The organism is Nonomuraea sp. NBC_00507 (assembly GCF_036013525.1).
In the GTDB taxonomy this organism is placed as follows: Bacteria; Actinomycetota; Actinomycetes; order Streptosporangiales; family Streptosporangiaceae; genus Nonomuraea.
Window position 1 is genome coordinate 4,068,409 of record NZ_CP107853.1, and the last position, 25,549, is coordinate 4,093,957.

The 25,549-nt window shown below is 68.5% G+C and carries 26 protein-coding genes; 16 read left to right on the forward strand and 10 right to left on the reverse strand.

Features of this window, described 5'->3' with window-relative positions:
- Window positions 1-16 precede the first annotated feature (16 nt).
- The 8 genes from OHA25_RS20285 to OHA25_RS20320 all read left to right on the forward strand — a co-directional run bounded on the left by OHA25_RS20285 (window position 17) and on the right by OHA25_RS20320 (window position 9,093).
- Window positions 17-1,081 (forward strand): MBL fold metallo-hydrolase, encoded by a 1,065-nt coding sequence (locus tag OHA25_RS20285; RefSeq protein ID WP_327589092.1) that lies wholly within the window; start codon window positions 17-19, stop codon window positions 1,079-1,081.
- A 58-nt stretch (window positions 1,082-1,139) separates the two neighbouring features.
- The gene (locus tag OHA25_RS20290; RefSeq protein WP_327589093.1) at window positions 1,140-2,012 is read left to right on the forward strand and encodes an SDR family oxidoreductase; all 873 of its coding nucleotides are present in this window, start codon (window positions 1,140-1,142) and stop codon (window positions 2,010-2,012) included.
- 197 nt (window positions 2,013-2,209) lie between these two features.
- A complete protein-coding gene (locus tag OHA25_RS20295; RefSeq protein WP_327589094.1) occupies window positions 2,210-3,367 on the forward strand; it encodes an ROK family transcriptional regulator in 1,158 nt (385 codons plus the stop codon).
- Window positions 3,368-3,384: 17 nt separating this feature from the next.
- A complete protein-coding gene (locus OHA25_RS20300; protein WP_327589095.1) occupies window positions 3,385-4,869 on the forward strand; it encodes a sugar ABC transporter ATP-binding protein in 1,485 nt (494 codons plus the stop codon).
- Window positions 4,869-5,873 carry an ABC transporter permease gene (locus tag OHA25_RS20305; protein WP_327589096.1) on the forward strand — a complete coding sequence of 335 codons (1,005 nt, stop codon included), beginning with the start codon at window positions 4,869-4,871 and terminating at the stop codon, window positions 5,871-5,873. The genes OHA25_RS20300 and OHA25_RS20305 overlap by 1 nt, the downstream gene beginning before the upstream one ends.
- Window positions 5,870-6,916: an ABC transporter substrate-binding protein gene (locus OHA25_RS20310; RefSeq protein WP_327589097.1), complete on the forward strand. Its 1,047-nt coding sequence runs from the start codon at window positions 5,870-5,872 to the stop codon at window positions 6,914-6,916. Before OHA25_RS20305 ends, OHA25_RS20310 begins: the two co-directional genes overlap by 4 nt.
- An 11-nt stretch (window positions 6,917-6,927) precedes the next feature.
- Window positions 6,928-8,085 (forward strand): Gfo/Idh/MocA family protein, encoded by a 1,158-nt coding sequence (locus OHA25_RS20315; RefSeq protein ID WP_327589098.1) that lies wholly within the window; start codon window positions 6,928-6,930, stop codon window positions 8,083-8,085.
- Window positions 8,086-8,088: 3 nt separating this feature from the next.
- Complete coding sequence (locus tag OHA25_RS20320) at window positions 8,089-9,093, forward strand: sugar phosphate isomerase/epimerase family protein (RefSeq protein ID WP_327589099.1); 1,005 nt, start codon at window positions 8,089-8,091, stop codon at window positions 9,091-9,093.
- 63 nt (window positions 9,094-9,156) lie between these two features.
- Here OHA25_RS20320 and OHA25_RS20325 read toward each other — a convergent pair whose 3' ends face one another.
- Genes OHA25_RS20325 through OHA25_RS20335 form a run of 3 tightly spaced genes read right to left on the reverse strand, consistent with a single transcriptional unit; the run spans window position 9,157 to window position 10,939 of the window.
- On the reverse strand, window positions 9,157-10,245 hold the full coding sequence (locus OHA25_RS20325) for a Zn-dependent alcohol dehydrogenase (protein WP_327589100.1): 1,089 nt from the start codon (window positions 10,243-10,245) through the stop codon (window positions 9,157-9,159).
- 53 nt (window positions 10,246-10,298) lie between these two features.
- Complete coding sequence (locus OHA25_RS20330) at window positions 10,299-10,490, reverse strand: ferredoxin (RefSeq protein ID WP_305916774.1); 192 nt, start codon at window positions 10,488-10,490, stop codon at window positions 10,299-10,301.
- Window positions 10,487-10,939, reverse strand: a complete 453-nt coding sequence (locus OHA25_RS20335; RefSeq protein WP_327589101.1) for a pyridoxamine 5'-phosphate oxidase family protein — start codon at window positions 10,937-10,939, stop codon at window positions 10,487-10,489. The genes OHA25_RS20330 and OHA25_RS20335 overlap by 4 nt, the downstream gene beginning before the upstream one ends.
- An 85-nt stretch (window positions 10,940-11,024) precedes the next feature.
- Here OHA25_RS20335 and OHA25_RS20340 point away from each other — a divergent pair, with 85 nt between their 5' ends.
- On the forward strand, window positions 11,025-11,654 hold the full coding sequence (locus tag OHA25_RS20340; protein WP_327591013.1) for a class I SAM-dependent methyltransferase: 630 nt from the start codon (window positions 11,025-11,027) through the stop codon (window positions 11,652-11,654).
- A gap of 235 nt (window positions 11,655-11,889) precedes the next feature.
- On the opposite strand, the gene OHA25_RS20345 is transcribed toward OHA25_RS20340, so the two are convergent.
- Genes OHA25_RS20345 through OHA25_RS20360 form a run of 4 tightly spaced genes read right to left on the reverse strand, consistent with a single transcriptional unit; the run spans window position 11,890 to window position 16,040 of the window.
- Window positions 11,890-13,083, reverse strand: a complete 1,194-nt coding sequence (locus OHA25_RS20345) for a DUF1702 family protein (RefSeq protein WP_327589102.1) — start codon at window positions 13,081-13,083, stop codon at window positions 11,890-11,892.
- Window positions 13,037-14,086: a prenyltransferase gene (locus OHA25_RS20350; RefSeq protein WP_327589103.1), complete on the reverse strand. Its 1,050-nt coding sequence runs from the start codon at window positions 14,084-14,086 to the stop codon at window positions 13,037-13,039. The genes OHA25_RS20345 and OHA25_RS20350 overlap by 47 nt, the downstream gene beginning before the upstream one ends.
- Window positions 14,083-14,793, reverse strand: coding sequence for a class I SAM-dependent methyltransferase (locus OHA25_RS20355; RefSeq protein ID WP_305916770.1), 711 nt, complete (start codon window positions 14,791-14,793; stop codon window positions 14,083-14,085). The genes OHA25_RS20350 and OHA25_RS20355 overlap by 4 nt, the downstream gene beginning before the upstream one ends.
- Window positions 14,793-16,040 carry a glycosyltransferase family 4 protein gene (locus tag OHA25_RS20360; protein WP_327589104.1) on the reverse strand — a complete coding sequence of 416 codons (1,248 nt, stop codon included), beginning with the start codon at window positions 16,038-16,040 and terminating at the stop codon, window positions 14,793-14,795. The genes OHA25_RS20355 and OHA25_RS20360 overlap by 1 nt, the downstream gene beginning before the upstream one ends.
- A 232-nt stretch (window positions 16,041-16,272) precedes the next feature.
- On the opposite strand from OHA25_RS20360, the gene OHA25_RS20365 reads away from it, so the two are divergent.
- Complete coding sequence (locus OHA25_RS20365) at window positions 16,273-17,316, forward strand: GDP-mannose 4,6-dehydratase (protein WP_327589105.1); 1,044 nt, start codon at window positions 16,273-16,275, stop codon at window positions 17,314-17,316.
- 458 nt (window positions 17,317-17,774) lie between these two features.
- On the opposite strand, the gene OHA25_RS20370 is transcribed toward OHA25_RS20365, so the two are convergent.
- Together OHA25_RS20370 and OHA25_RS20375 are read right to left on the reverse strand one after the other, a co-directional pair.
- Window positions 17,775-18,053 (reverse strand): helix-turn-helix transcriptional regulator, encoded by a 279-nt coding sequence (locus OHA25_RS20370; RefSeq protein ID WP_327589106.1) that lies wholly within the window; start codon window positions 18,051-18,053, stop codon window positions 17,775-17,777.
- Window positions 18,054-18,256: 203 nt separating this feature from the next.
- Window positions 18,257-19,573: an RNA-guided endonuclease InsQ/TnpB family protein gene (locus OHA25_RS20375; protein ID WP_327589107.1), complete on the reverse strand. Its 1,317-nt coding sequence runs from the start codon at window positions 19,571-19,573 to the stop codon at window positions 18,257-18,259.
- A gap of 24 nt (window positions 19,574-19,597) precedes the next feature.
- Here OHA25_RS20375 and tnpA point away from each other — a divergent pair, with 24 nt between their 5' ends.
- From tnpA to OHA25_RS20400, 5 genes are all read left to right on the forward strand, one after another.
- On the forward strand, window positions 19,598-20,086 hold the full coding sequence (gene tnpA / locus OHA25_RS20380; protein WP_327589108.1) for an IS200/IS605 family transposase: 489 nt from the start codon (window positions 19,598-19,600) through the stop codon (window positions 20,084-20,086).
- Between the two features lie 202 nt (window positions 20,087-20,288).
- Complete coding sequence (locus tag OHA25_RS20385; protein ID WP_327589109.1) at window positions 20,289-20,870, forward strand: helix-turn-helix domain-containing protein; 582 nt, start codon at window positions 20,289-20,291, stop codon at window positions 20,868-20,870.
- Window positions 20,863-21,699: an SRPBCC family protein gene (locus OHA25_RS20390; protein WP_327589110.1), complete on the forward strand. Its 837-nt coding sequence runs from the start codon at window positions 20,863-20,865 to the stop codon at window positions 21,697-21,699. The genes OHA25_RS20385 and OHA25_RS20390 overlap by 8 nt, the downstream gene beginning before the upstream one ends.
- 62 nt (window positions 21,700-21,761) lie before the next feature.
- Window positions 21,762-22,172, forward strand: coding sequence for a DUF2000 domain-containing protein (locus OHA25_RS20395; RefSeq protein ID WP_327589111.1), 411 nt, complete (start codon window positions 21,762-21,764; stop codon window positions 22,170-22,172).
- Between the two features lie 74 nt (window positions 22,173-22,246).
- Entirely contained in the window at window positions 22,247-23,074 is an 828-nt protein-coding gene (locus tag OHA25_RS20400) for a DUF559 domain-containing protein (protein WP_327589112.1), read from the forward strand.
- A 64-nt stretch (window positions 23,075-23,138) separates the two neighbouring features.
- Here OHA25_RS20400 and OHA25_RS20405 read toward each other — a convergent pair whose 3' ends face one another.
- Entirely contained in the window at window positions 23,139-24,332 is a 1,194-nt protein-coding gene (locus tag OHA25_RS20405) for a cytochrome P450 (protein WP_327589113.1), read from the reverse strand.
- Between the two features lie 353 nt (window positions 24,333-24,685).
- Here OHA25_RS20405 and OHA25_RS20410 point away from each other — a divergent pair, with 353 nt between their 5' ends.
- The gene (locus OHA25_RS20410) at window positions 24,686-25,531 is read left to right on the forward strand and encodes a fumarylacetoacetate hydrolase family protein (protein ID WP_327589114.1); all 846 of its coding nucleotides are present in this window, start codon (window positions 24,686-24,688) and stop codon (window positions 25,529-25,531) included.
- Window positions 25,532-25,549 lie beyond the last annotated feature (18 nt).

The window sequence follows — 25,549 nt, forward strand, 5'->3', positions numbered from 1 at the left end:
AACTATATTCGGGTATGTGTCGAAATTCGTGGTGACCCCTGCCAGCATGGCGCAGCGGGAAGCGTGGACCGGCGGGACGATCCCGGACGTCGAGCAAGTACGCCCGGGACTGTGGTCCATCCCGGTGCCGATCCCGGTCAACCCGCTGCGGTACGTGCTGGTCTACGCCCTGGAGTTGCCCCGCGGCGTGGCCGTCATCGACGCCGGGTGGAACACCGACGAGGCGTACGAGGCGCTCGTCGCCGGCCTGGGCGTGGCCGGGTACACCATCACCGACGTCCAGGCCGTGCTCGTCACCCACATCCACCCCGACCACTACGGCCTGGCCGGGCGCGTCCGCGAGGCGTCGGGCGCCTGGATCGGCCTGCACCCGGCCGACGCGCGCCTGGTCCGGGAACGCTACGACGACGCGGCCATCGACTCCCTGGTCCAGCGCGAGCGGGCGCTGCTGGCCCGCTGCGGGGTGCCGCCGCTGACGCTGGACGAGCTGGCCGGCGCGTCGATGATGATCAGGCACATGGTCTCCATGGCTACGCCCGACCGGCTGGTGGAGGACGGCGACGAGCTCGGCCTGCCCGGCTGGGACCTGCGGGCGGTCTGGACGCCCGGCCACTCGCCGGGGCATCTGTGCTTCGTCTCGCCCGAGCGCAGGCTGCTGTTCTCCGGCGACCATGTGCTGGCCAAGATCACGCCGATCGTGGCCGTGCACCCGCAGTCCGGGCCCAACCCGCTGGCCGACTACCTCGACGCGCTGGCCGCCGTGCGCAAACTGGACGTCGATGAGGTGCTGCCCGCGCACGAGTACCGGTTCCTGGAACTGGCCGAGCGGGTGGACCACGTGCTGGCGCACCACGACGGGCGGCTGGCCGAGATCGAGCGGGTCGTCGCCGGCGGCGACGGCGTGACATGCTGGGATGTGGCGACCCGGCTGAGCTGGTCGCGGCCGTGGGAGACGATCCCGCCGTTCATGCGGCGGGCGGCCAACAATGAGACCCTCGCCCACCTGGTCTGGCTGGCGGCCAAGGGGCGCGTGGTGCGGGTTCCCGGCGATCCGGAACTGTGGCGCCCCGCTGATCGGTAGGCCCGAGCCGAGTTATGGTACTCGTACTAGAACGTTGTTCTCCTGCTCTGGAGGTTCGATGCTTCGGTTCGATGACAGAGTCGCGATCGTCACAGGGGCCGGACACGGTCTCGGCAGGGCGCACGCGCTCCTCCTGGCCGAGCGGGGCGCCAAGGTCGTGGTCAACGACCTCGGGGGCGCGCTCGACGGCACGGGCGCCTCGACCGGGCCCGCCGCCGAGGTGGTGGCGCTCATCACGAAAAACGGCGGGCAGGCCGTCGCCAACGCCGACAACGTCGCCACGCCGGACGGCGCCAGGGCCGTCGTGCAGGCCGCGGTGGACGCGTTCGGTACGGTCGACATCGTCGTCAACAACGCGGGGATCCTGCGGGACAAGTCGTTCGGGAAGATGACGGTCGAGGAGTTCGACGCCGTCATGGCGGTGCACGTGCGCGGGTCCTACCTGGTCAGCCAGGCGGCCTATCCGATCATGAAGGCGGCCGGCTACGGGCGCGTGGTCAACACCTCGAGTCCGGCCGGGCTGTTCGGCAACTTCGGCCAGGCCAACTACTCCACGGCCAAGATGGGACTGGTCGGGCTGACCAAGACGCTCGGGATCGAGGGCGCGCGCAACGGCATCAAGGCCAACGCCATCGCGCCCGTGGCCTGGACCAGGATGACCGAGTCGCTGCTGCCGGCCGAGTTCGAGGCCAAGTTCACGCCGGAGCGGGTGAGCGCGCTCGTGGCGTACCTGGTGCACGAGTCGTGCGAGGTCAGCGGCGAGGTGTTCACCGTCGGCGGGGGCCGGGTGGCGCGGGTGTTCGTGGCCGAGGGGCCGGGCTGGAAGGACGACGACATCACGCCGGAGTCGGTCGCGGGCAACTGGGAGTCGATCATGGCCGAGCAGCCGTACGTGCTGACGGCCGCAGACTCGATGAAGGCGATGATCTGACGCCCTACGCCGTCGTGGTGCGGCCCGGTTGTGGTGCGGGCGCCGGTTCTCGCTGCAGGCGGGGGCCGGCGTTCGTGCGTGGGGCAGATCCGAAATATCCCTGCTGATCGGCCTTTGTTCGATCTGCGGCAGAAGTTGGCGGAGTTTGGTCGATCCTCACTCTTGAATTGCCGCATCTGTGATCATATTGTCGCGACATGACCCCTCTGCCGGGCTCCGCCGGAGATGTGCTGACACTGATCAGTGCCGGTTCGGCGACGACCCGTTCCGATCTTGCGAGGCTCACCGGTCTGGCCAGGTCCACGATCTCCCAGCGCGTGGACGCGCTGATCGAGCGAGGCCTGGTGGAGGAGACCGAGAGCGGCGAGTCCACCGGTGGCCGGCCGCCGCGGCAGCTGCGCCTGCACACCGAGGACCACGCGTTCGCGGGCGTCGACCTGGGCGCCACCCACTGCCGGGTGGCGCTGATGGACATCTCGGGCAATGTGCTCGCCGAGTGCGAGGACTCGCTGCTGATCGACGAGGGCCCCGAGAAGGTGCTCGCGCACGTGGACCAGCGGCTCGACCGGCTGCTCGGCCAGGCCGGGCGGCCGCGGGCGATGTTGCGCGCGGTCGGGATCGGGGTGCCCGGGCCGGTGGAGTTCGCCACCGGGCGGCCGAACAATCCGCCGATCATGCCGGGCTGGAACGACTACCCCGTCCCTGATTACTTCGACGGCGTGAACGTGCTCGTCGACAACGACGTCAACGTGATGGCGCTGGGCGAGCACCGCAACGCCTTCGCCGGCATCAACCACTTGCTGTTCGTCAAGGTCGGCACCGGCATCGGCTGCGGCATCGTGGCCGACGGCAAGCTGCACAGGGGCGCCCAGGGCTCGGCCGGCGACATCGGGCACATCAGGGTCAGCGGCCACGAGGACGCCGGCTGCCGGTGCGGCAACAGCGCGTGCCTGGAGGCCGTGGCCGGCGGCGCCGCGATCGCCCGGCGGCTGACCGAACTGGGCCTCGCGGCCGAGACCGGCGCCGACGTCGTGGCGCTCGTGCAGTCGGGCAACACGCAGGCGCTGCGCCTGGTCAGGGAGGCGGGCCGGCTCATCGGCGAGGTGCTGGCGAGCCTGGTCAACTTCTTCAACCCCGAGGTCATCGTCATCGGCGGCGCCCTGTCGCGGGTGCACGAGCATCTGCTGGCCGGCATCAGGGAGACGGTCTATCGGCGATCGCTCCCGCTGGCCACGCACCATCTGTCGATCACCCCGAGCCGTACGGGGATCAACGCGGCCGCGCTCGGGGCGGGGCTGCTCGCCATCGAGCAATACCTGTCTCCGGACAACATCAACCGCATCGTCAACGCTTAGAGGATTGGGACCTCCCGATGCTGGTCATGAAGGGCATCGTCAAGCAGTTCCCCGGCGTGCGCGCGCTGGACGGCGTCGATCTCGACGTGCGAGCGGGCGAGGTGCACTGCCTGCTCGGCCAGAACGGCGCCGGCAAGTCCACCCTGATCAAGGTCCTGGCCGGCGTGCACCAGCCGGACAAGGGCACCATCGTCTTCAACGGCGACCAGGTGCGGCCGAGCAGCCCCATCGACGCCATCAAGCTCGGCTTCGCCACCATCTACCAGGAGCTGGACCTGGTCGACGGGCTCAGCGTGGCGGAGAACATCTTCCTCGGCCACGAGCACGCCCGCTTCGGCTTCGTCAACCGGCCGTCGGCCAGGAAGGCCGCCCGCGAGGTGCTGGAACGGCTCGGCCACCCGGAGATCCGGCCGTCGACCGAGGTCGGGCGGTTATCACCGGCGGCCAAACAGGTCGTCTCGATGGCCAGGGCGCTCTCCCACGACGCCCGCCTGATCATCATGGACGAGCCGTCCGCCGCACTCGCCCACGACGAGGTCGCGAACCTCTTCCGCATCATCCGCGAGCTCACCGCCCAAGGCGTCGCCGTGGTCTACATCTCGCACCGCCTGGAGGAGATCCGCGAGATCGGCGACCGGGTCACCGTGCTGAAGGACGGCCGCACGGTGGCCGTCGGCCTGCCGGCCCGCGACACCCCCACCACCCAGATCGTCTCCCTCATGACCGGCAGGAACGTCGAATACGTCTTCCCGCCCCGAGGTGGCCGCACGCTGGGGGAGGAGGTGCTCCGTGTCGAGGGCCTGACCGCGCCGGGCGTCTTCCGCGACGTCTCGTTCTCCGTACGGGCGGGGGAGATCGTCGGGCTGGCCGGCCTGGTCGGCTCGGGCCGCTCGGAGATCCTGGAGGCGGTGTACGGGGCCCGCCCGGCCGCCGGCCGCGTCCTGCTCGAAGGGCGGCCGGTGCGCCGCGGCGTCGTCGGCACCGTCCGGCACGGCATGGGCCTGGCCCCCGAGGAACGCAAGGCCCAGGCTCTGATCCTCGACCAGAGTGTTACCGCCAACATCACGCTGGGCACCCTGCCGGGGTTCGCGAAGTTCGGCTGGATCGATCGCAAACGCGAGCGGAGCGAGGCCAAGCGGCTGTCAGAAATGCTGGACATCCGCCCGCCTGACACGGAACGCCCGATCAGGAATCTGTCGGGCGGCAACCAGCAGAAGGCCGTGCTCGCCCGCTGGCTGCTCGGCGGTCTCAAACTGCTCCTGCTCGACGAGCCCACCAGAGGCGTGGACGTGGGCGCCAGGGCCGAGCTGTACGCGGTCATCCACGAGCTGGCCGAGCGGGGCATCGGCGTGCTGCTGGTCTCCAGCGAGGTGCCGGAGGTGCTGGGCCTGGCCGACCGGGTGCTGGTGCTGCGCGAGGGGACGGTGATCCACCAGGGTGACGCGGCGGACCTGGACGAGCATCGCGTACTCGACATGATCATGAATGGGAGGGCGGCCTGATGAGCGAGCCCACAACGAAGGGGCCTGTCGCCGGATCGGCCGTAGCTTCGGTGAGCCGCTTCGGTCTCGGTGAGATGCGACATCTCGGCCTGCTGGCGGCGCTGGCGATCCTGGTGGTGGTCGGCCTGGTCACCAGGCCGGACAACTTCGCCACCGCGTCCAACCTGGTCAGCATCCTGTCGCTGGCCGCCACGATCGGCGTGATCACGGTCGGGGCCACGTTCGTGATCATCGGTGGTGGCATCGACCTGTCGGTGGGCGCCGTCATGGCGCTCGCCTCGGTCTGGGCCACCACCTTGGCCACGCAGTCGTACGGGCCCTGGGTCATGGCCGTGTGCGCGATCCTCGTCGGCACCGGCGCGGGGCTGGTCAACGGGTTGCTGATCTCGTACGGGCGATTGGTGCCGTTCATCGCCACGCTCGCCATGCTGGTGGCCGCCCGAGGGCTGGCGCAGCGCATGTCCGACCGCAAGACGCAGCTCATCCAGCCGGAGAACTCCGCCCTCGTGGACCTGTCGACCCAGCGGTTGCTCGGCGTCCCGCTGCTGGTCTACATCTTCGCCCTGGTCGTGGTGCTGGGATGGATCATGCTCAACCGCACGACGTTCGGGCGGCGGACGTACGCGGTCGGCGGCAACCCCGAGGCGGCCCGGCTGGCCGGCATCGACGTCCGCAGGCACACGATGCTGCTCTACGCCCTGTCCGGGTTGTGCTGTGGCATCGCCGCCATTCTGATCATGGCGAGGACCACGACAGGCTCGTCCACCCACGGCGACCTGTACGAACTCGACGCCATCGCCGCCGTGATCATCGGTGGCACGTTGCTCACCGGGGGGCGGGGGACGATCGTGGGCTCGATCCTGGGCCTGCTGATCTTCACCCTCATCACCAACCTGTTCATCCTCAACGGCCTCAACACCAGCGACCAGCTGATCGCCAAGGGCCTGATCATCGTCATCGCCGTCCTTCTCCAGCGGCGGAACTTGAAGGAGAGAGCACCATGAGTGAGAACGTCGCGCGCAGGGGATTCCTCGTCGGCGGGGCCGTGCTCCTGGCGGCCGGTTGCACCAGCAACGAGCCGGCGGCCGCGCCCACCTCCGCGGCCCCCGCCCCGGCCCCCGCGGCCAGCGGCAACGACCAGCCGGGGACGAAGGTCACCATCGGCTTCTCCGCGCCGGCCGCCGACCACGGATGGATCGCGGCGATCGCGAAGAACGCCGAGGCCACCGCGAAGCAGTATTCCGACATCGACTTCAAGCCCGTCGAGCCCACGAACGACATCAACCAGCAGATCTCGGCCGTCGAGTCGTTGATCGCGGCGAAGGTCAACGCGCTGGTCATCCTGCCGAACGACGGTCAGCAGCTGAACCAGGTCGCGCTTCAGGCCACGGAGGCGGGCATTCCGGTCATCAATCTCGACCGGATTTTCCCCGACAAATTGGCATATCGGACCTGGGTCGGCGGCGACAACTACGGCATGGGCGTCGCGGCCGGGCACTTCATCGGCAAGCAGCTCAAGGACAAGGGCGTGGCGAACCCCGTGATCGTCGAGATCCAGGGCATCGCCACCCTGCCGCTGACGCAGGACCGCAGCAAGGGCTTCGCCGACGCGCTGAAGACCTACGGATTCAGCGTCACGGCCAAGCAGGACGCCAAGTTCACGGTCGAGACCGGCAACCAGGTGGCCACGTCGCTGCTCCAGGCGCACAAGAAGATCGACGCGCTCTGGAACCACGACGACGACCAGGGTGTCGGCGTGCTCGCCGCGATCAGGGAGGCCAGCCGCGACGAGTTCATCATGGTCGGCGGGGCGGGCTCGCTCAACGCGATGAAGGAGATCCAGTCGGGCACGTCGGTGCTGCAGGCCACCGTGACCTACAGCCCGACCATGGCCTCCTCGGCGATCAAACTGGCCCGCTTGATCGCGCAGGGGAAGGGCATGAGTGATCTGGTGGAAAACCAGGTGCCACAGTCCATCACGCTCGCATCGGAGACCATCACCAAGGATAACGTCGAGAAGTACCTGGCACTTGGCTTCGAATCCTGATCGGGGGTTGCATGTCACACAAGACCACCATCGGCGTGGGAATGGTCGGCTACGCGTTCATGGGCCGCGTCCACTCACAGGCCTGGCGCAGCGTGGGGGCCTTCTTCGACCTGCCGCTCGCGCCGCGCATGGCGGCGCTGGCCGGCAGGTCGAAGGAACGCACCGAGGCGGCCGCCGCCCAGCTCGGCTGGGACGCCGTAGAGACGGACTGGAGAGAGCTGATCAAGCGCGACGACGTGCAGATCGTCGACATCTGCACGCCCGGCGACTCGCACGCCGAGATCGCCATCGCCGCGCTGGCCGCCGGCAAGCACGTGATCTGCGAGAAGCCGCTGGCCAACACCGTCGCCGAGGCCGAGGCCATGGTGCGCGCCGCCGCCGCGGCGCCGGCTTCGGTCAAGAGCATGGTGGCCTTCAACTACCGGCGGGTGCCCGCGGTCGCGCTCGCCCGCCGGTTCGTGGAGGAGGGCCGGCTCGGCGAGATCAGGCACGTGCGGGCGCAATACCTGCAGGACTGGATCGTCGATCCGGAGTTCCCGCTGGTGTGGCGGCTGCAGAAGGACAAGGCCGGGGCCGGCGCGCTCGGCGACATCGGCTCGCACATCGTGGACGCGGCCGAGTTCGTCAGCGGGCAGCACATCGTGGGTGTGTCCGGGCTGATGGAGACCTTCATCAAGGAACGTCCGCTGGCGGGCGAGTCGGCCGGCCTGGGCGCCTCCCGTACGGACGCGATGGGCGAGGTCACCGTCGATGACGCCGCGTTGTTCTTCGGCCGGATGTCGGGCGGGGCGCTGGCCTCGTTCGAGGCCACGCGGTTCGCCACCGGCCGCAAGAACGCCATGCGCATCGAGATCAACGGTCAGCTCGGCAGCCTGGCCTTCGACTTCGAGGCCATGAACGAGCTGTGGTTCAGCTCCGGTGGCGGCGGCTTCGAGCGGATCCTGGTCACCGAGCCCGATCACCCGTACGTGGGCGCCTGGTGGCCGCCCGGGCACGGGCTCGGCTACGAGCACACCTTCACCCACGAGATCAAGGACTTCCTGGAGGCGATCGCCACCGGAGCCGACCCGTCGCCGTCGTTCGCGGACGGTCTGCGGGTGCAGCGGATCCTGGAGGCGGTCGAGCGGAGCGCGGCTGACGGCAGCCGCTACACGAACGTGGAGGATTGACTCATGCGACCAGTCACACTGTTCACGGGACAGTGGGCCGACCTGCCGTTCGAGGAGGTCTGCCGGCTGGCGGCCGAATGGGGCTACGACGGGCTCGAGATCGCCTGCTCCGGCGACCACTTCGACGTGGGCCATGCCATGGCGGACCCGTCGTACGTGGAGCAGAAGCACGCCCAGCTCGACAAGCACGGCCTCAAGGTGTGGACGATCTCCAACCACCTGGTCGGCCAGGCCGTCTGCGACCACCCCATCGACGAGCGGCACAAGGGCATCCTGCCCGCCCGCATCTGGGGCGACGGCGAGCCCGAGGGCGTGCGGCAGCGTGCCGCCGAGGAGATGAAGAACACCGCCAGGGCCGCGTCGCTGCTGGGCGTGGACACGGTCGTGGGCTTCACCGGCTCGTCCATCTGGCACACGGTCGCCATGTTCCCGCCCGTGCCCGCCTCGGCGATCGACGCGGGCTACCAGGACTTCGCCGACCGGTGGAACCCGATCCTCGACGTCTTCGACGAGGTCGGCGTACGTTTCGCGCACGAGGTCCACCCGAGCGAGATCGCCTACGACTACCACACGACCGTGCGCACCTTGGAGGCCATCGACCACCGGCTCGCGTTCGGGCTCAACTGGGACCCCTCGCACATGGTCTGGCAGGACCTGGACCCGGTGGGCTTCATCCTGGACTTCAAGGACCGCATCTACCACGTGGACTGCAAGGACACGCGCATGCGCGTCGGCGACGGCCGCCGCGGCCGCCTGTCCTCCCACCTGCCGTGGGCCGACATGCGCCGGGGCTGGGACTTCGTCTCGACCGGACGCGGCGACGTGCCGTGGGAGGACTGCTTCCGCGCCCTCAACTCGATCGGGTACGAAGGCCCGATCTCGATCGAGTGGGAGGACGCCGGCATGGACCGGCTGGACGGGGCGAAGGAGGCGCTGGGCTACATCCGCAAGCTCAACTCCATCACCCCGCCCGCCACGGCCTTCGACGCCGCTTTCTCCACGACGTAGGAGCCGCGAAGGGAAGGCGCCGGAACGCTTGGCGTTCCGGCGCCTTCCCTTGGCAGGTACGTCTCAGTCCATGAGGACGATCTGGCGTAGGACCTCCCCGGCCCGCAGGGCCGCCACCGCGTCGTTCAGGTCGGCGAGACGGATGCGGGCGCTGATCATCGACTCGAGGTCCAGCTGGCCGGCCTTGTGGAGCTTGGCGAAGTACGGGAAGTCGTGCCGCACGTCCGCCTCGCCGTACAGGCTGGACAGCAGGTTCTTGCCCTCGAACAGCAGGCTGAACGCCGAGATCGACACCATGTCGTCCATCGCGCCCGCGCCGACCACGATGACGTCGCCGCCCTGCCGGGTGATCTGCCACGCGCTCTGGATGGTGGCCGACTTGCCGACCACCTCGAAGCCGTAGTCGAAGCCCGAGCCGCCGGTGAGCTCGTTGAGCGCGTCAGGCACCTGCTCGGGCGTGACCGCGTGCGTCGCCCCGACCTTCCTGGCCAGCTCGTGCTTGGACTCCAGCGGGTCCACCGCGAGGATCACCCTGGCGCCGGAGACGCGGGCGCCCTGGATGACCGACAGGCCCACGCCGCCGCAGCCGATCACCGCGACCGTGGATCCCGGGCGTACCTTCGCGGTGTTGAGTGCGGCGCCCACGCCGGTCGTGATGCCGCAGCCGATCAGGGCCGCCGCCTCCCACGACACGTCCGGGTCGATCTTGATCGCGCCCTGCCAGGGCACGACGATCTCCTCGGCCCACGTGCCGCAGCCCGCCATCCCGAACGCCGTCGCCCCGTCGCCGCCGAAGCGGAAGTTGCCCTTGGTGAAGCCCTCGATCACGTACTTCATGCACAGGTAGGGCTGGCCGCCCAGGCACAGGTCGCACTCCTGGCAGGCCGGCCGCCAGTTGATCACCACGTGGTCGCCGGGCTGCAGGGAGGTGACGTGCTCGCCCACCTCGACCACCTCGCCCGACCCCTCGTGGCCGGGGACGAGCGGCACGGGCTGCGGCAGCATGCCCGACATGGCCGACAGGTCCGAGTGGCAGACGCCGGTGGCCTTGATCCGCACGCGGACGTCCGTCGGGCCTACCGGGGCCAGCGTGACGTCGTCGCGGATCTCGAGCTTGTCGTTGCCTGCGGCGTGCAGGATCGCGGCGCGCATGGGGGGTTCCTCCTCCGGCTCGAAGGCTGGGTCCTCGAGGGGTCCTCGAGGGGCTATTCCTCGATGGACAGAGCGGCTTTGGGACAGGACCTGACCGCGTGGCGGACGCGGTCCTGCAACTCAGGGGGTGGTTCTGGAAGAAGGATGTGCAGCTGGTCGTCGTCGTCCACGTCGAACACCTCCGGCGCGAGCCCCATGCACACGGCGTTGGCCTCGCAGACCAGCTCGTCGACCTTGACCTTCATGTCAGCCTCCTGTGGTCCCATGAGACCACTTTGGTGCGCTCGACGACGTACGCAACCCGCTTGCGCCCGGTCTGCTCCACGTACGGGCTCAGCAGCTCGTCCGGCACCCCAGGAGTCATCCTGCGGGCGACCATCATCCCGATGGCCATGACGCCGTCCGGGTCGGCGATCGGCTCGGCCTTGCCGTATACCAGGACGCCGCGCAGTTGGTCGTAGTCGTCACCGGTCTCGATCAAGCAGCTTACCCGCGGGTCGCGGGCCAGGTTGCGGGCCTTCTGCGCCTTCGCGTAGGTCCAGAAGGCGATCCGTCCGGCGTCGAGGCCGTAGAACATGGTGACCAGGTGCGGTGTGCCATCCGGGTTGATGGTGGCCAGTTGCAGCTTGCGTGAGCTCTCCAGGAAGGCGGCGACGTCGTCGTCCGACATCGCGATGCGAGCGCGCTGGTTCACGTGCCAAGTAGAACAGGTTCCAGAAGTGGGCTGCAAGAGTTCCCCGGAATGTTGTTCGGTTCGGCTAGGGTTCCGTCGTATGACGATGCCGGCAGCGCTGCTCTACGCAGCGAAGCATGCCAAGGGGTTCATGCCGGACAACGAGGGGCTGGCGCTGTTCGCGGCAGCCTGCCAGTACGGCAAGCTCGGGCCCATCTGCGAGATCGGCACCTACTGCGGCAAGTCCGCGATCTACCTTGGCGCGGCCGCCAAGGAGGCGCGCTCCGTGGTGGTCACCGTGGACCACCACCGTGGCTCCGAGGAGATCCAGCCGGGGTGGGCCCACCACGATCCGACGCTGATGGACATCCGGTTCGGGAAGATGGACTCGCTGCCGACTTTCCGCGCCACGATCGCCGCGGCGGGTCTCGAGGACGAGGTGATCGCCGTCGTCGGCAAGTCGGAACGGGTGGCCGGGCTGTGGAACACGCCGCTGGGCATGCTGTTCATCGACGGCGGACACTCCGAGGAGCCGGTCACCCGCGACTACGAGGGCTGGGCGCCGCACATCATGGCGGGTGGGGCGCTGATCTTCCACGACGTCTACCCCGACCCGGCCGAGGGCGGTCAGGCGCCTTTCCGGGTCTATCGGCGGGCGCTGGAGTCCGGGGCATTCAGTGAGGTGTCCTCCGAGGGCTCGCTCCGCGTGCTGGAACGCGTCGGTCCCGGCATCTAGCCGACCTACCGGCCGCTCCCTGTATTTCGCCCGTCCCCCGGGACTGGCCTGCGCTCCTTCCCCGCCCGCCGCACTCCGGTGGAGGTCCTTTGAGAGGAGAACCGAGGCCGGCGGAGGCCCCGTGGGTGGCCGGAGTGCCGGCGGAGGCCCTCGAGTGGGCGGAGTGCCGACGGAGGTTCCTTGGGTGGCCGGAGTGCCGACGAGGCCCCTTGGGTGGGCGGAGTGCCAGCGGAGGTCACTTGGGGAGGGGCACAGGGCCGGCGGCCGCCTGGACGGTGTGGCGGCGGGTCCAGGAGTGCCGGGTCTGGGACTGCCAGCGGCGGAAGTCCTCGTGCGTACGCGCCTGGTGCCCGAGTGCGATGAGCGCCCGGTCGGTCCACGCGGCCGCCTCCTCCGGCGCGGCCCCCGCCAGGATCGACGCGGCCTGCGCCGTGTGATCCGGCACCATCCCCGACCGCAGCCGGGCGGCCACGGCGAACGCGCACCCCTGCGCCAGATAGGCGCGGAACCCGTCGGCCCCGGCGTGCTCGGTCAGCCACCACAGCTCGTCGGCCTCGGCGCCGCCCGTGTACGCGGCCGCGAACCCGACCCCGCTCCACAGATCGGCCCGCCGCACCGCGGGAAAGCCTGCGATCCTGGCCGCGACGTCGTCGGGCGAGCCGCAGTCGTGGTACCAGAGCAGCCGCCCGAGTCCCTGGTCGAACACGGCGCAGTGGGCTCGGCTGAACAGGTCAGGCATGGTCCGCTCGCCGATCATGCGATCGGCCCTGGCCAGACTCCACTGGAAGCCGAACCCGTCCACCGCCAGCCACCGCAGCAGCGGATGGGCCTGCCGGGCGCCCCGCATGGGACGCAGGCGCACCATCGCGTACCCGCGGCCGGCGCCGAGGTGGGCGGCGTGCCGGTGGTGCTGGGCGGGGCCGGCTAGTAGCTCGTGAAGGCGCCGGCCCCGGGTCAAGGTGAGCAGGTCGAGTACGGTGCAGGCGGCCGCCGCCCCTTCGTAGCCGAAGGGCCGCTGCTCAGCCGGGATCTCCTCGACCTTCTCTACTTCTTTCGACATCATCGCGTTAAAACCGAAAACGAAGGATTTTTCGGCTTTCGCGAAGACCGTCCGACAAGCTCCGTGTCTGATCCGGAACCTGCGCCGGCTCAGATCGCACTCCAGCGGATCCTTGATCAGGAACCTCCGCAGCCCCGTCGCCGCGGTCAGCGTCGGCTCGGTCCCCGCCTGGTCCAAGAACGATGTTGTGCCCGTGTCGCCCACGCTTCCCCCGAAGACGCATCGTACGGCCACTACGAAGCTAGTGACCCCATTGCGCCCGTCATCGGCGACGCACCGGATTTCCCCGGCAAAGAACCGGCAAAAGGCCTTGCGGCGCCGGTCAGTGGACCGGCGGGGGCAGCAGCGGGGCCGAACAGCCGCACACATCGGGGTCGAACACCGACGTTCCCGCGATGTCGCGGAACAGCCCGGCTCCGGGGGACGACTCCATCAACGCGTCCGCCGCCAGGATCACGGCCGCGGCCGTGTAGCCGGAGCGCTCGTACGGAAAGTGCTTGCGGTTGGCGAACTGCCACCCCGTCCAGTACGAGCCGTCCTCGTGCCGCAGATGTTGCACGTCGGCGAACAGCCGGACTGCCCGCTCCCGATCCCCGAGCGCGTCCAGCGCCAGCACCAGCTCGCACGTCTCGGCCCCGGTCACCCACGGCTGGTCGGACACGCACCTGATGCCGAGCCCCGGCACCACGAACGTCGCCCACTCCCGCTCCAGCAGCTCGTACGCCTGCTGCCCGCGTACCGCGCCGCCGAGCACCGGGTAGTACCAGTCCATCGAGAACCGGCTCTTGTCGGCGAACGCCTCGGGATGCGCCGTCAGGACGTGCGCCAGCCGGTCGGCGGCCAGCTCCCAGTGCGGCTGCGGGTCGCCCAGGTGGTCGGCCAGCCGCACGCCGCACCGCAGGCCCTGGTGGATCGAGGAGCACCCGGTGAGCAGCGCGTAGGCGGCATCTCTGCCCTGCGCGTCCCGTTCCCAGACGATCTCGCCCCGCTCGGTCTGGAGCCCGGCCACGTAGTCGAGCGCGGCCTTGACCATGGGCCAGCTGTCCTCGGTGAAGCCCTGGTCGCCGGTGACGAGATGGTGGTGCCAGAGTCCGACGGCGATGTAAGCGGCGTGGTTGCTCTCCCCGCCCAGCTCCGTCGGGACGCCGTCGACCAGCTTCATCGGCCAGGAGCCGTCGGCGCGCTGGTGACGGGCCAGGTACGCGTACCCGCGCCGGACCGGCTCGTCGAGGCCCGCGACGGACATCGCCATCAGGCACTCGATGTGGTTCCACGCGTCGACGTGCCCCTCCGGCCACGGGACGCCGCCGTCCTCCTGCTGCATCGCCGCGATGCTCTCGGCCGTCCGCACGACCTCGGCGTGGGAGATCATGGCTTCCGGACGTACAGGACCACGCTCTTGCCGATGATCGGATTGAGCACGGCCTCGGCGATCCTGGTCGCGGCGGGGCGTTTCATGATGTCCCAGACCAGCAGCTCGTGGTACGCCTTCGCGAGCGGATGGTCGTCGTTGTTGACGCCGACCGCGCACTTGATCCACCAGTAGGGGGCGTGCAGCCCGTGAGCGTGGTGGTGCGGGCCGATCTCGAAGCCGGTGGACTTCAGCTTGGCCGACAGCTCCGCCAGCGTGTAGATCCGCACGTGCCCGCCGGGGGCGGTGTGGTAGTCCTCGTCCAGCGCCCAGCAGATCCGCTCCGGCAGGAAGCTCGGGACGGTGATCGCGGCCGTGCCGCCGGGCTTGAGCACGCGGAAGATCTCCCGCATGGCCGTCATGTCATCCGGGATGTGCTCCAGCACCTCGGCCGCGATGACCCGGTCGAAGGCGCCGTCCTCGAACGGCATGTCGAGCGCCGTGCCCTGGACGGTCTGGCCGGTGGCATCGGGCGGCACCTCGCCCGCCTTGTCCATCGCCGCGAACATGGCCGCCACGTTGTCCAGCTCCGACTGGTCCATGTCGAACGCGATCACGTCCGCCCCGCGGCGCAGCACCTCGAAGGCGTGCCGGCCGCCCCCGCAGCCCAGGTCCAGCACGCGCGTGCCGGGGCCGACGGGAAGCCGGGCGAAGTCGACAGTCAGCACTATTTCTCCTTGTGGGCCTGCATGGCCTCGCGGTACGCCTCGACGGTCTTCTTGGCCACGACGTGCCAGGTATAGCGCTCCATGACGCGGTCGTATCCCGCCTGGCCCACCCGCTCGCGCTCCTCGGGCGAGTCGTGCAGGCGGCGCAGCACCGCGGCCAGCTCCTCCGGGTCGCCCGGCGGCACCTGGACGGCCGCGTCGCCCACGACCTCGGGCAGCGCGCCCGTGCGGCTGGCCACGAGCGGCGTGCCGCAGGCCATGTGCTCGACGGCGGGCAGGGAGAAGCCCTCATATAGCGAGGGCACGACCGAGATCTCCGAGGTGGCGATCAGCTCGCCCAGCTCCTCGTCGGTGATGCCGTGCACGAACCGCACCCGGTCCTGCAGCGACAGCTCCTGCACGAGCTGCTCGGTGGGGCCGCCCGGGGTGGGCTTGCTGACCACGGTGAGATGCACGTCGCGCTCGGTGGCCAGCTTGGCCACGGCGCGCAGGAGCGTCGAGACGCCCTTCATAGGGGAGTCGGCGCTGGCCACCGCCACGATCGAGCCCTTGCGCCTGGGCTTGCCGGGGCGCGGGTGGAAGTAGCGGGTGTCCACGCCGAGGGGGATCAGCCGCATGTTGGCCTGCGGGACGTTGAAGTCGCGGTGGATGTCGGCCAGGGACGACTCGCTGACGGTCAGGATCGGGCTGAGCCGGGGCGCGACGCGCGACTGCATCTTCACGAACCCGTACCAGCGGCGCATGGTCAGCCGCTTCGCACCGGTGGCGGCCTCGAGCTCGATGCGCCGGTCCACGCTGATCGGGTGGTGGATGGTGCCGACCACGGGGAAGAGCTTCTGGATGCCGAGCAGGCCGTAGCCGAGGGTCTGGTTGTCCTGCACGACGTCGAAGTCGCCCACCCGCTTCTTCAGCTCGCGGTAGGCGCGCAGCGTGAACGTCAGGGGCTCCGGGAACCCGGCCGTCCACATCGTGCCGACCTCGAGCCAGTCGATCCAGTCGCGGTATTCGTGCAGCTTGGGCGTCCTGAACGGATCCTCGTCGCGGTAGAGGTCGAGGCTGGGCACCTCGCGCAGGATGACGCCCTCGTCCAGCTCGGGGTAGGGCTGGCCGGAGAACACCTCGACGTGGTGTCCGAGCGCGACCAGCTCGCGGCTCAAGTGGCGGAGATAGACACCCTGCCCACCACAGGTGGGCTTGCTGCGGTAGGACAGCAGCGCGATCCGTAGCCTTGGCTCCGGCACGGACACCCCTTTCACCGCTGATTAGATCATGAATGATGACCTTAGCCCGAGAAGGCTACCATTCGGTAGGTCGTCTGGAATTGTTCACAACGGCTTCCACAGGCCGTGCGAACTGCGACGTTACTGTAACCGAGCGTGGTTCGGTGGAACACGTTCTAGGGGGCTTGATGCTCTTTCCAGGCGCTTAGCTGTACATTCCCGTCACAAAGGGATGCGGTACCCGATCGTTGGAGGACCCTTGGCCAGGCGCGCTCTGATCACCGGCATCACCGGCCAGGATGGTTCCTACCTCGCGGAGCACCTGCTCGAGCAGGGGTATGAGGTCTGGGGGCTGGCCAGGGGGCAGGCGAACCCGCGGGTCTCGCGGATGCGCAAGCTGCTGTCCGACGTCCAAGTGGTGCGGGGTGATCTGCTGGACCAGGGGTCGCTGATCTCGGCTGTGGAACGGGTTCAGCCGGACGAGGTGTACAACCTGGGCGCGATTTCGTTCGTCCCCATGTCGTGGGAGCAGGCCGAGCTCACGGCCGAGGTGACCGGGATGGGCGTGCTGCGCATGCTCGAGGCGATCCGGGTGTGTTCGGGGGTGTCGCGGGGAGCTTCGGGTGGCCCGTACGGACAGATCTATTCTGGGCAGATCCGCTTTTATCAGGCTTCGTCCTCTGAGATGTTCGGCCAGGTCAGCGAGACCCCGCAGACCGAGCGCACCGCCTTCCACCCGCGTTCCCCGTACGGCGTGGCCAAGGCCTATGGGCATTTCCTCACCCAGAACTATCGCGAGTCGTACGGCATGTTCGCCGTGTCCGGAATCCTGTTCAACCACGAGTCGCCGCGCCGCGGCGCCGAGTTCGTGACCAGGAAGGTGTCGCTCGGGGTGGCCAGGATCAAGCTCGGCCTGGCCACGGAGCTGCGGCTGGGCAACCTGGAGGCGCGGCGGGACTGGGGGTTCGCGGGGGACTACGTGAAGGCCATGCAGCTCATGCTCCGGGCCGGCACCCCCGAGGACTACGTGATCGGCACCGGGCGGATGAAGTCGGTCAGGGAGCTGGTGGAGGCGGCGTTCAGCGCGGCGGGGCTGGATTGGGAACGCTACGTGGTGACCGACCAGACGCTGCACCGGCCGGCGGAGGTGGACCTGCTGTGCGCGGATCCGAAGAAGGCGCGGTCGCAGCTGGGGTGGGAACCGAGGGTGTCTTTTGATGAACTGGTCGCGATGATGGTCGAGTCGGATTTGCGGCTTCTGTCCGACGGTGGCGATCCCGACCAGGACAGTTCCTGGCCGTAACTGACGAGAGGGCTGAGCGGCACCACAGCACCCTGGATCGGGAGCGCACGCGCTCGCTGCGGAGTGGCCGGAACGCGTTCTGCAGGAGTGAGGGGAGCTCGGGGTTCGCCCGCGCGAGGTAGGGGGAACTCGTCGATCACCACCGGAATCGGGCGTTCGACGCGATAAGGTCTTGCCCTGACGACGTCGGCCGGACACCACGCCGAGGGCGGCACCTGGCTGCTCATCAGCGATGAACCGTGACAGTGCCGCCCACTCGTAGTCTCGATCGAACATTCCTGCGGGCTTGTCCACGGCGACCGTCCTGCAAGATCTAGGTGTGCAATTTATAGAAGTGCATCCCTAGATCTTGAAATCGAGGATGAAGGCTAGCGGGTTGCCTCCAGCGAGAGCGGGTTCTCCACAATGACTGACTGGTCCGGTCAGTGGTGCGCCGCCGTGACGGCGCGCACGGGCACCTACTCCGTGGTCACGGCTTGGCGGTAGGCGCCTGGGGTAAGGCCGAAGTAGCGGGTGAACCAGCGGGTCAAGTGGCTCTGGTCGGCGAAGCCCGTTGCGGTGGCCACCTCGCTGATCGGCGTTCCGGTCGCTATGAGGTCGCGGGCCCTTCTCAGGCGTAGCTGGCGCTGGTAGTCGCTCGGTGGGAGGCCGTACGCCGCCTGGAAGGCACGGTAGATCGCGTAGCGGCTGGCGCCGGTGGAGCTTGCCAGGTCGTCGATGGACAGGTCGTCCGTCATGCGGTCGTGGTGGAGCTGTCTGGCCTGTCGGGCGATGGCTGTCGACCTGCTGGGCTCGGCTGGGCTGGGGAGGGGCTTCGTCGCCGTCCGGTGGACTATGCGGGCGATCGTGGCCGTGAGGAGTTGGTCGGTCTCGGTCTCGTGGCTGTGGCGATGTTGACGTGCTCCTCCCCATGGATGAATGGGAAGGATTCTCATGGCCGCTACGCCGCCACCCCGTGCGGGGTGGTGCGGGTAGTCCCGCCATGAGGTGCTTGACGCTTCAGCGGCCCCAGTGGTGCAGGGCCTCCACGTCCAGTGACCGCCCGTCCGGCGGCTGAGTTGTACCGATGCAACTGGGTGCGGGCGGCGTTGACATCAGCGTTGCCGATCCACCCGCATGCTGGGTTCTTGCACACGAACCGGGACTGACTCTCGCGGGAGCCTTCGATGATCGTGTGGCAGGCGTGGCATTCCTGGCTGGTGCCCGGCGCCGGGATGTAGACGACCTTGCCGCCCTTGTCGGTGGCCTTGTAGGTGAGGAACTCGGCGGTGCGGCCCCACGCCTGTCCGGCGATGGCCCGGTTCAGGCCGCGTTTTTGGGCGACGTTCGTGCCCGGCTGTTCGCGGGTGCCGGAGGCGCTCGCCATCATGTTCGTGACCTTGAGGTCTTCCAGCACGATGACGCCGAACCGGTCGGTGAGTTCGGCGGTGGTCTGATGCTGCCAGTCGATGGCCCGGCGCTTGGCTTTCGCGCGCAGGCGGGCGATCTGGTCGTAGGTGTGCTTCAGCCGGTTACTGGCGGGCTGTCCGGGTTTCGCGGCTCGTTTCTGGCGGGCGGCTTTGCGCTCGAGGCGGAGCAGGCGCTCCTGCTCCCCGCCGGTCAGCCACTGGCTACGGTGGAAGATCTTCTCTCCGGTAGACAATGCCAACGGTACGGCGATGCCCCGGTCGATCGCGGTGTGCGGCCCCGGATGCGGGGCCGGCACCGGCTCCTCGCTCTGGATACGGAACACGATGTGCCACCCGCCTGCCTCCTTCACCAGCCGCGCCCCGGTGATCTTCCCGTCCGGGCCGCCCTTCGTGACCCCCGGCAGGTCCTTGGTCCACCGGAAGCGGACACGGCCGAGTTTGGGGATGCTGACCGCGCCCCACCGCCGGTTGATCCGGGTGATGTTCAGATCCCGCGCCTGGGGGACATCGACGGCCATCCGGGAGCGGAACCGGCTCTTGAACGTGGGGCGCCCGGCCGGGTGGTCGGGGTTGAAGTAGTTCGCCCACGCCTGCCGGTAGGTCTTCAGCACGGCCTGCGCCGCCTGCGCGGGCAGGTCGTTGAGCCAGTCGATCTCTTTGCGGGCGACCCGGATGGCCTCATCGCACTGGGCCAGGGAGGCGAACCGGCCCTGCCGGAAGGTGAAGAACTCGTGCAGCAGGTTCCACAGTAGGCGCGCGTTGTTCGCCTGGCCGTCCAACACGGCGCTCTGCCGCTGGTCCAACTCCAGGCGCGCGACATGAGCGCGGTTGCGTTTCTCCCGCTCCACAGGGCGCATTCTATCGTTTGGTGTATGTCACCGCGATGGGAACCGAACCCGGACATCAGAACCGGACGCCACTGCGTCCACGACCTGTCCGCGCATTTGGTGTTTGTCACGAAATATCGGCGGGACGCACTCACCAGCCCCATGCTGGAACGCTGCGAACAGATCATGAAAGAGGTGTGCGAGAAGTTCGACTGCGAACTGACCGAGTTCAACGGCGAGCACGACCACGTCCATCTCCTGGTCCGCTACCCGCCCAAGGTCGCTCTGTCCTCCCTCGTCAACTCCCTCAAAGGCGTCTCGGCCCGCTACCTCCGCCAGGAATACAGCGCCCACGTCCGCACACACCTGTGGAGCGGCCACTTCTGGTCCCGCTCCTACTACGCAGGATCGACCGGCGACGCGAACGAGGCCACCGTCCACACCTACATCCAGTCCCAGGACAGAAATGAGACAAGACCAGACGCGGCCACGACCGGCTCCAAAGCGCGGGTCAGGGCACGCTCAGGCCCTTGAGGGCCTTCCCGCGCGGGCCTACACCACCCGCCTGAAGGCGGAAGCACTGGCCCCTCGGTAGACGTGCCGCTCGAAGTGGGCGTGCATGGCCTCGATCGGCCGATCCGGCGATCGCCAGTATCTGGACCAGTCATGCGGCATCCCTCCATTCTCACGGGTGCCATTGACAAAGAGGATTTTTACGTAAAGGATTGTTTTTGCGATGAGAGATGTCCTGTACCTGGAAGAGATCGAGCAGGCCGAGGCGCTGCTCAAGCCGCAGCGCGTGGAGGTGCTGCGGCAGCTGGCCGAGCCGCGCACGTGCTCGGAGGTCGCCGAGCGGCTCGGGCAGACGCCGCAGCGGGTCTACTACCACGTGAAACGGCTGGTCGAGGCGGGGTTGGTGGACCTGGTGTCCGAGCGCAAGGTGCGCGGGATCTCCGAGGGCATCTACCAGGCCGGCGCCCGCTCGTACTGGCTGTCGCCGCGCCTGGTCGGCCGGATCGGCGGATTGCGCCAGGCGCGGGACGAGCTGAGCCTCGGCTACCTGCTGGACCTCATGGAGGAAGTGCAGGCCGACATCGCGGCGCTCGACAGGACCGCGCCCGAGCTGCCGTCCATCGGCCTGTCCGGGGAGATCCACGTGCGTCCGGAGAACCGTCAGGAGTTCCTGAGCGAGCTCCAGACAATGCTGCAGAACCTGTTCACGCGGTACGGCGGGGCCGAGGGCGACGCCTTCAAGCTCGCCGTCGCCTGCTATCCGAAGCAAGCCGACGACTCGTCAGAAGGAGACGACCATGACTGAGCCCATGATCCTGCACGCCCGCGTCCAGGCGCCGCTCAAGGAGGTGCGGCAGGCGCTCACCGATCCGGCCGCGATGCGGGTCTGGCTCGCCGAGCACGCCGAGGTGGAGCTGCCCGACCGGTTCGGGTTCTGGGGGCGTACGACGCCTGAGGGGGACGCGCCGCACCAGCGGCTGCTGCACGCCGACGAGCGGACGGTGCGCTTCGCGTGGGTGCTGGACGGGGAGGAGACGACCACTGAGTTCGCGCTGGCGGAGGAGAGTGAGGGCGTCACCGTCGTGACGCTGTCGCAGACGCACTGGGACTTCCAGGACGTGATCACGGGCAAGAGCATCCGGGGCGTGCTGCAGACGTACTGGTGCCAGGTCCTGGCCAACCTGGCCGAGCACTTCGAAGGGCGTGAGCTCACGCCCAAGGTGGACTTCACCAGTACGGAGATGCGAGTCGAGGTCACCATCGCCGCCTCGCCGTCCGACGTGTTCGCCTCGATCACGGACTCGGAGGCGGTGACGAAGTGGTTCGGGTTCCCGATCGAGATCGAGCCGTTCGTGGGCGGGCGGTTCGCGATGGGCGGACTCGCCAACGACCCCAGCCCGGCGAAGGTGCTGGAGCTCGAGCCCGGTCGCAAGTTCTCCCTCGACTGGGGCGGCCCCGGGGTCGGGACGTGGGAGCTGGAGGGGTCCGAGGGGAAGACCCGGCTGACGCTGGTGCAGAGCGGGTTCGACGCCCAGCAGCCGCCGTACGCGGCGTGGGGCGGCTTCCTGTCGGGCGTGTCCGAGCTGCGGCGCTATCACGAGGTGCCGGACTGGCGGCCGGTCATCACGGCATAGTCGACTTTTGCCCGCACGAGCGTTCAAGACTGGGCTGGGGCGGGGCGTGGAGACTTGCTGCCATGCGTTTCGACACCAAGATCGGCATCGTGGTCCGCGCGGATCTGGCCGCATGGCAGCAGCTCAACGTCACCGCCTTTCTGGCCAGTGCGGTCGCGGGCGGGGTTCCGGAAACCGTTGGGGAGCCGTACGAGGACGGGTCGGGCAACTCGTACCTGCCGATGTTCCGGCAGCCCGTGCTGGTTTACGTGGCGGGTCTGGAGGAATTGCGGGTCGTGCGGGAGAAAGCGGTGGGGCGGGGGATGGATGTGGCCGTGTACATCGAGGAGATGTTCAAGACGGGGCACGACGCGGACAACCGGGCGGCCGTGCGGGCTGTGGAGGCCGATGAGCTGGGGCTGGTGGGGGTAGCAGTCCATGGGCCCAGAAACGGCGTCGACAAGGTCCTGAAGGGCCTCACCCTGCATCCTTGAGTCCGAGCCACGGTTCTCCACAGAATCCCGTTCGGCCCCGCTGCGGCGGGCTCCGCCCCGGCATCCTTCTCGCCGTGAACCCACGCCCTCGCCCGACAGCCCCCTTGATCGACCGTGCCAGGCGGATAACCCGCGCGGTCCCGCAGGCCGTCGTCTGTCGTCAGACGGCCGCCTGGATCTGGGGCCTGAACATCTTGCCGGCACCCCCGGACGACTGGCCGATCGAGTTGACCGCCCCCAGCCACCTGGCGGTCCCCGACTGCGTCACCTGCATCGCGCCCTTGCCCGATGAGGACATCACCGAGCACAAGGGCGTCCGCATCACGACCATGGAACGCACCGCCCTCGACTGCGCCCGCTGGTTGCCCCGCATGGAGGGTGTGGCGATCCTCGACCAGTTCGCCAGGAAGGGAGTCGACCTCGGAGCGCTGTGGCACCGCCCGTTCAACTCCTGGCGCCTGCGCGACACCCTGAGCTTGGCCGACCCCGGAGCCGCCTCCCCCAGGGAGAGCTGGCTCCGCGTCATTCTCGTGGAGGGCGGCCTTCTCAGGCCCACCACCCAAATCAGAGTCGACTTGGACGATGACAGGCACGTCTACCTCGACCTGGGCTGGGAGGACTTCAAGGTCGCCGTCGAATACGACGGCCAGGAACACCACACCTCGACTCCCGACCAGCAACACGACGCCGACCGCCGCGAGGAGCTACGCCGGCGCGGCTGGCGGGTGATCGCCGTCCGGAGAGACATCATTCCCGGCCAGATCGCCGACCTCCTCCACCACGTGGCCGACGCCCTGATCGAGCGCGGCTGGCAACCGGGCCCGGAAGGCACCACCCGCATCCTCCGCGGCATCCGCGCAGCCCGCCGCCAGTCCCGCTTCAGGTCGGTCGCTCGGTGGTGACGGGTTGGTTGGTCAGCCGGTGGTGACGGGGTTGGTCGGTCAGTCGGCGTGATGGGTTGGTCGGTTAGCCGATGGTGACGGGTAGCTCCTTGATGCCGTTGATGAAGTTCGAGCGCAGGCGGCGGGCCGGGCCTGTTTGGCGCAGGCGGGGGCGGCGGCGGGCCAGTTGTTCGAACAGGACGCGGAGTTCCAGCTTGGCGAGGTGGTTACCCAGGCAGAAGTGGGCGCCGCCGCCGCCGAAGCCTATGTGCGGGTTCGGGTCGCGGCCGATGTCGAAGACCTCGGCGTCGGGGAAGACGGCGGTGTCGCGGTTAGCGGCGGCGTAGAAGACCACCACCTTGTCCTCGGCCTTGATCTGCTGCCCGCCCAGCTCCTGATCCTTCGTGGAGGTGCGGCGGAACAGGTTGACGGGAGAGATCCAGCGGACGATCTCGTCGGCGGCCGTCTTGGTCAGCGTGGGGTCGGCGACGAGGCGGTCCCACTGGTCCGGGTGCTCGAAGAGGGTGAGCATGCCGCCCGAGGCGGCGTTGCGGGTGGTCTCGTTGCCGGCGACCACCAGGAGGAGGATGAAGAGGTCGAATTCGTGCTCGTCGAGAGTTTCGCCGTTCTCGTCCGGCTGCAGGAGTTTGGTGACGATGTCGTTCTTGGGGTTGGCCCTGCGCTGTGCCGCCAGCTGGTTGGCCCAGGCGTAGACCTCCATGGCGGCGGCGGAGCCCTCCTGGGGGTTGGCGGCGTAGTCGGGGTCCTGCGCGCCGATCATCCGGTTGGACCAGGCGAACACCTTGTCGCGGTCGGATACGGGCGCGCCGAGCAACTCGCAGATCACGTAGAGGGGCAGGGGTGCCGCGATTTCGGTGACGAAGTCGATCTCGCCCGTGCACTTGTCGAGGAGGTCGTCGCAGATGTCGCGGATGTGTTGTTCGAGGGCTCCTATGGTCCGGGGGGTGAAGCCCCGGTTGACCAGGGAGCGGCGTCTGGTGTGCTCCGGTGGGTCCTGATTGAGCATCATGAGCCGCTGGAGGGCGATCTGCTCCTCCGTCAGCTCCTCGATCAGGGCGAGCTTGCGGTGCGAGGAAAACAGGTCGGAGTGGCGTGAGACGTGGACGACGTCCTCGTAGCGGGTGACGGCCCAGAAACCGGGCTCGCCTTCATGCCAGTGGACGGGAGAGTTCGCGCGCAGCCAGGCGAACTGGTCATGCGGTGGTCCAGCGGTCGCGTAGCGGTCCCTGTCGACGAGGTCGATATGCACCTGGGTCACCCTCTTGATCAAACGCTTGGTTACACCCGTACTGAAACGTGTTCTATTACGGTCCTGTACGGCCGTCAAGGAGAGTGAATGGTGGCCTCGCTGTTTCGCCTCGTGCCGTCGCCGCGCTGCGAGGCTCACCTGTGGCCTTGCTCGACCTCCGATGTCTCTTCCCGTGGACATTTCGGCAGCGTGGACGCGGTTCTCCGGACGGTAAACCCGGTTCACAGATCGGGCTTAGCTCTTTGCGAAGAATCTCCAGGTCACGGATCGGATGTTTCCCTCTTCTCACCCTTGACACATACCGGTAGCTCACACGAGCATCTGGAGACGAGACATCCGATGTATATGATGAAGGATGCGGTGTGAAGCTGCTGCGAGTAGGACCTGTCGGACAGGAGCGGCCGGCCGTGCTGGATGACGCCGGCAACCTGCGCGACATAGGAGAGCCTGAGATCGATGGCGCCTTTCTCGCCTCCGGGGGAGTGGCACGCGTCCGCGAGGCGCTCGAGCGCGGTGACCTGCCGGTCATCGACGTCGAGGGGCTGCGCGTCGGCGCGCCGATCGCGCGACCGGGCAAGATCGTCTGCATCGGCCTGAACTACAGCGACCACGCCGCGGAATCAGGCTTGGAGGCGCCGGCGGAGCCGGTCGTGTTCATGAAGGCTCCCAACACCGTGATCGGCCCGTACGACGAGGTGCTCGTGCCGCGGGGGAGCGTGAAGACCGACTGGGAGGTCGAGCTGGCCGTGATCATCGGCCAGAAGGCCCGTTATCTGAGCAGCAAAGAGGAAGCGCTGGGTGTGATCGCCGGCTATGCGGTCGCCAACGACGTGTCCGAGCGCGAATTCCAGCTCGAGCGCGGCGGGCAGTGGGACAAAGGCAAGTCGTGCGAGACGTTCAACCCCCTCGGCCCGTGGCTGGTGACGGCCGACGAGGTCGGCGACCCGCAGAGCCTGTCGCTGCGGCTCTGGGTCAACGGCGAGCGCCGCCAGGACGGCGACACCAAGAACATGATCTTCGATGTGGCGGAGATCGTGCGTTACCTCAGCCAGTTCATGGTGCTGGAGCCGGGCGACGTCATCAATACGGGCACGCCGGCCGGTGTGGCCATGGGGATGCCTGGGCAGCCGTACCTGAAGGCCGGCGACGTGATGGAGCTGGAGATCGAGGGGCTGGGGCGGCAGCGGCAGACGGTGGGGCAGGCATGACCGGAGCAGGGGCGACAT

Excerpts from the sequence above, each read along its gene's own strand:
- OHA25_RS20290 (WP_327589093.1), top strand. The coding sequence starts at position 1,140 with ATGCTTCGGTTCGATGACAGAGTCGCGATCGTCACAGGGGCCGGACAC.
- OHA25_RS20295 (WP_327589094.1), top strand. The coding sequence starts at position 2,210 with ATGACCCCTCTGCCGGGCTCCGCCGGAGATGTGCTGACACTGATCAGT.
- OHA25_RS20300 (WP_327589095.1), top strand. The coding sequence starts at position 3,385 with ATGCTGGTCATGAAGGGCATCGTCAAGCAGTTCCCCGGCGTGCGCGCG.
- OHA25_RS20305 (WP_327589096.1), top strand. The coding sequence starts at position 4,869 with ATGAGCGAGCCCACAACGAAGGGGCCTGTCGCCGGATCGGCCGTAGCT.
- OHA25_RS20310 (WP_327589097.1), top strand. The coding sequence starts at position 5,870 with ATGAGTGAGAACGTCGCGCGCAGGGGATTCCTCGTCGGCGGGGCCGTG.
- OHA25_RS20315 (WP_327589098.1), top strand. The coding sequence starts at position 6,928 with ATGTCACACAAGACCACCATCGGCGTGGGAATGGTCGGCTACGCGTTC.
- OHA25_RS20320 (WP_327589099.1), top strand. The coding sequence starts at position 8,089 with ATGCGACCAGTCACACTGTTCACGGGACAGTGGGCCGACCTGCCGTTC.
- OHA25_RS20325 (WP_327589100.1), bottom strand. The coding sequence starts at position 10,245 with ATGCGCGCCGCGATCCTGCACGCCGCAGGCAACGACAAGCTCGAGATC.
- OHA25_RS20330 (WP_305916774.1), bottom strand. The coding sequence starts at position 10,490 with ATGAAGGTCAAGGTCGACGAGCTGGTCTGCGAGGCCAACGCCGTGTGC.
- OHA25_RS20340 (WP_327591013.1), top strand. The coding sequence starts at position 11,025 with ATGCCGGCAGCGCTGCTCTACGCAGCGAAGCATGCCAAGGGGTTCATG.
- OHA25_RS20345 (WP_327589102.1), bottom strand. The coding sequence starts at position 13,083 with ATGTGTGCGGCTGTTCGGCCCCGCTGCTGCCCCCGCCGGTCCACTGAC.
- OHA25_RS20350 (WP_327589103.1), bottom strand. The coding sequence starts at position 14,086 with ATGATCTCCCACGCCGAGGTCGTGCGGACGGCCGAGAGCATCGCGGCG.
- OHA25_RS20370 (WP_327589106.1), bottom strand. The coding sequence starts at position 18,053 with ATGACGGACGACCTGTCCATCGACGACCTGGCAAGCTCCACCGGCGCC.
- tnpA (WP_327589108.1), top strand. The coding sequence starts at position 19,598 with ATGTCACCGCGATGGGAACCGAACCCGGACATCAGAACCGGACGCCAC.
- OHA25_RS20385 (WP_327589109.1), top strand. The coding sequence starts at position 20,289 with ATGAGAGATGTCCTGTACCTGGAAGAGATCGAGCAGGCCGAGGCGCTG.
- OHA25_RS20390 (WP_327589110.1), top strand. The coding sequence starts at position 20,863 with ATGACTGAGCCCATGATCCTGCACGCCCGCGTCCAGGCGCCGCTCAAG.
- OHA25_RS20395 (WP_327589111.1), top strand. The coding sequence starts at position 21,762 with ATGCGTTTCGACACCAAGATCGGCATCGTGGTCCGCGCGGATCTGGCC.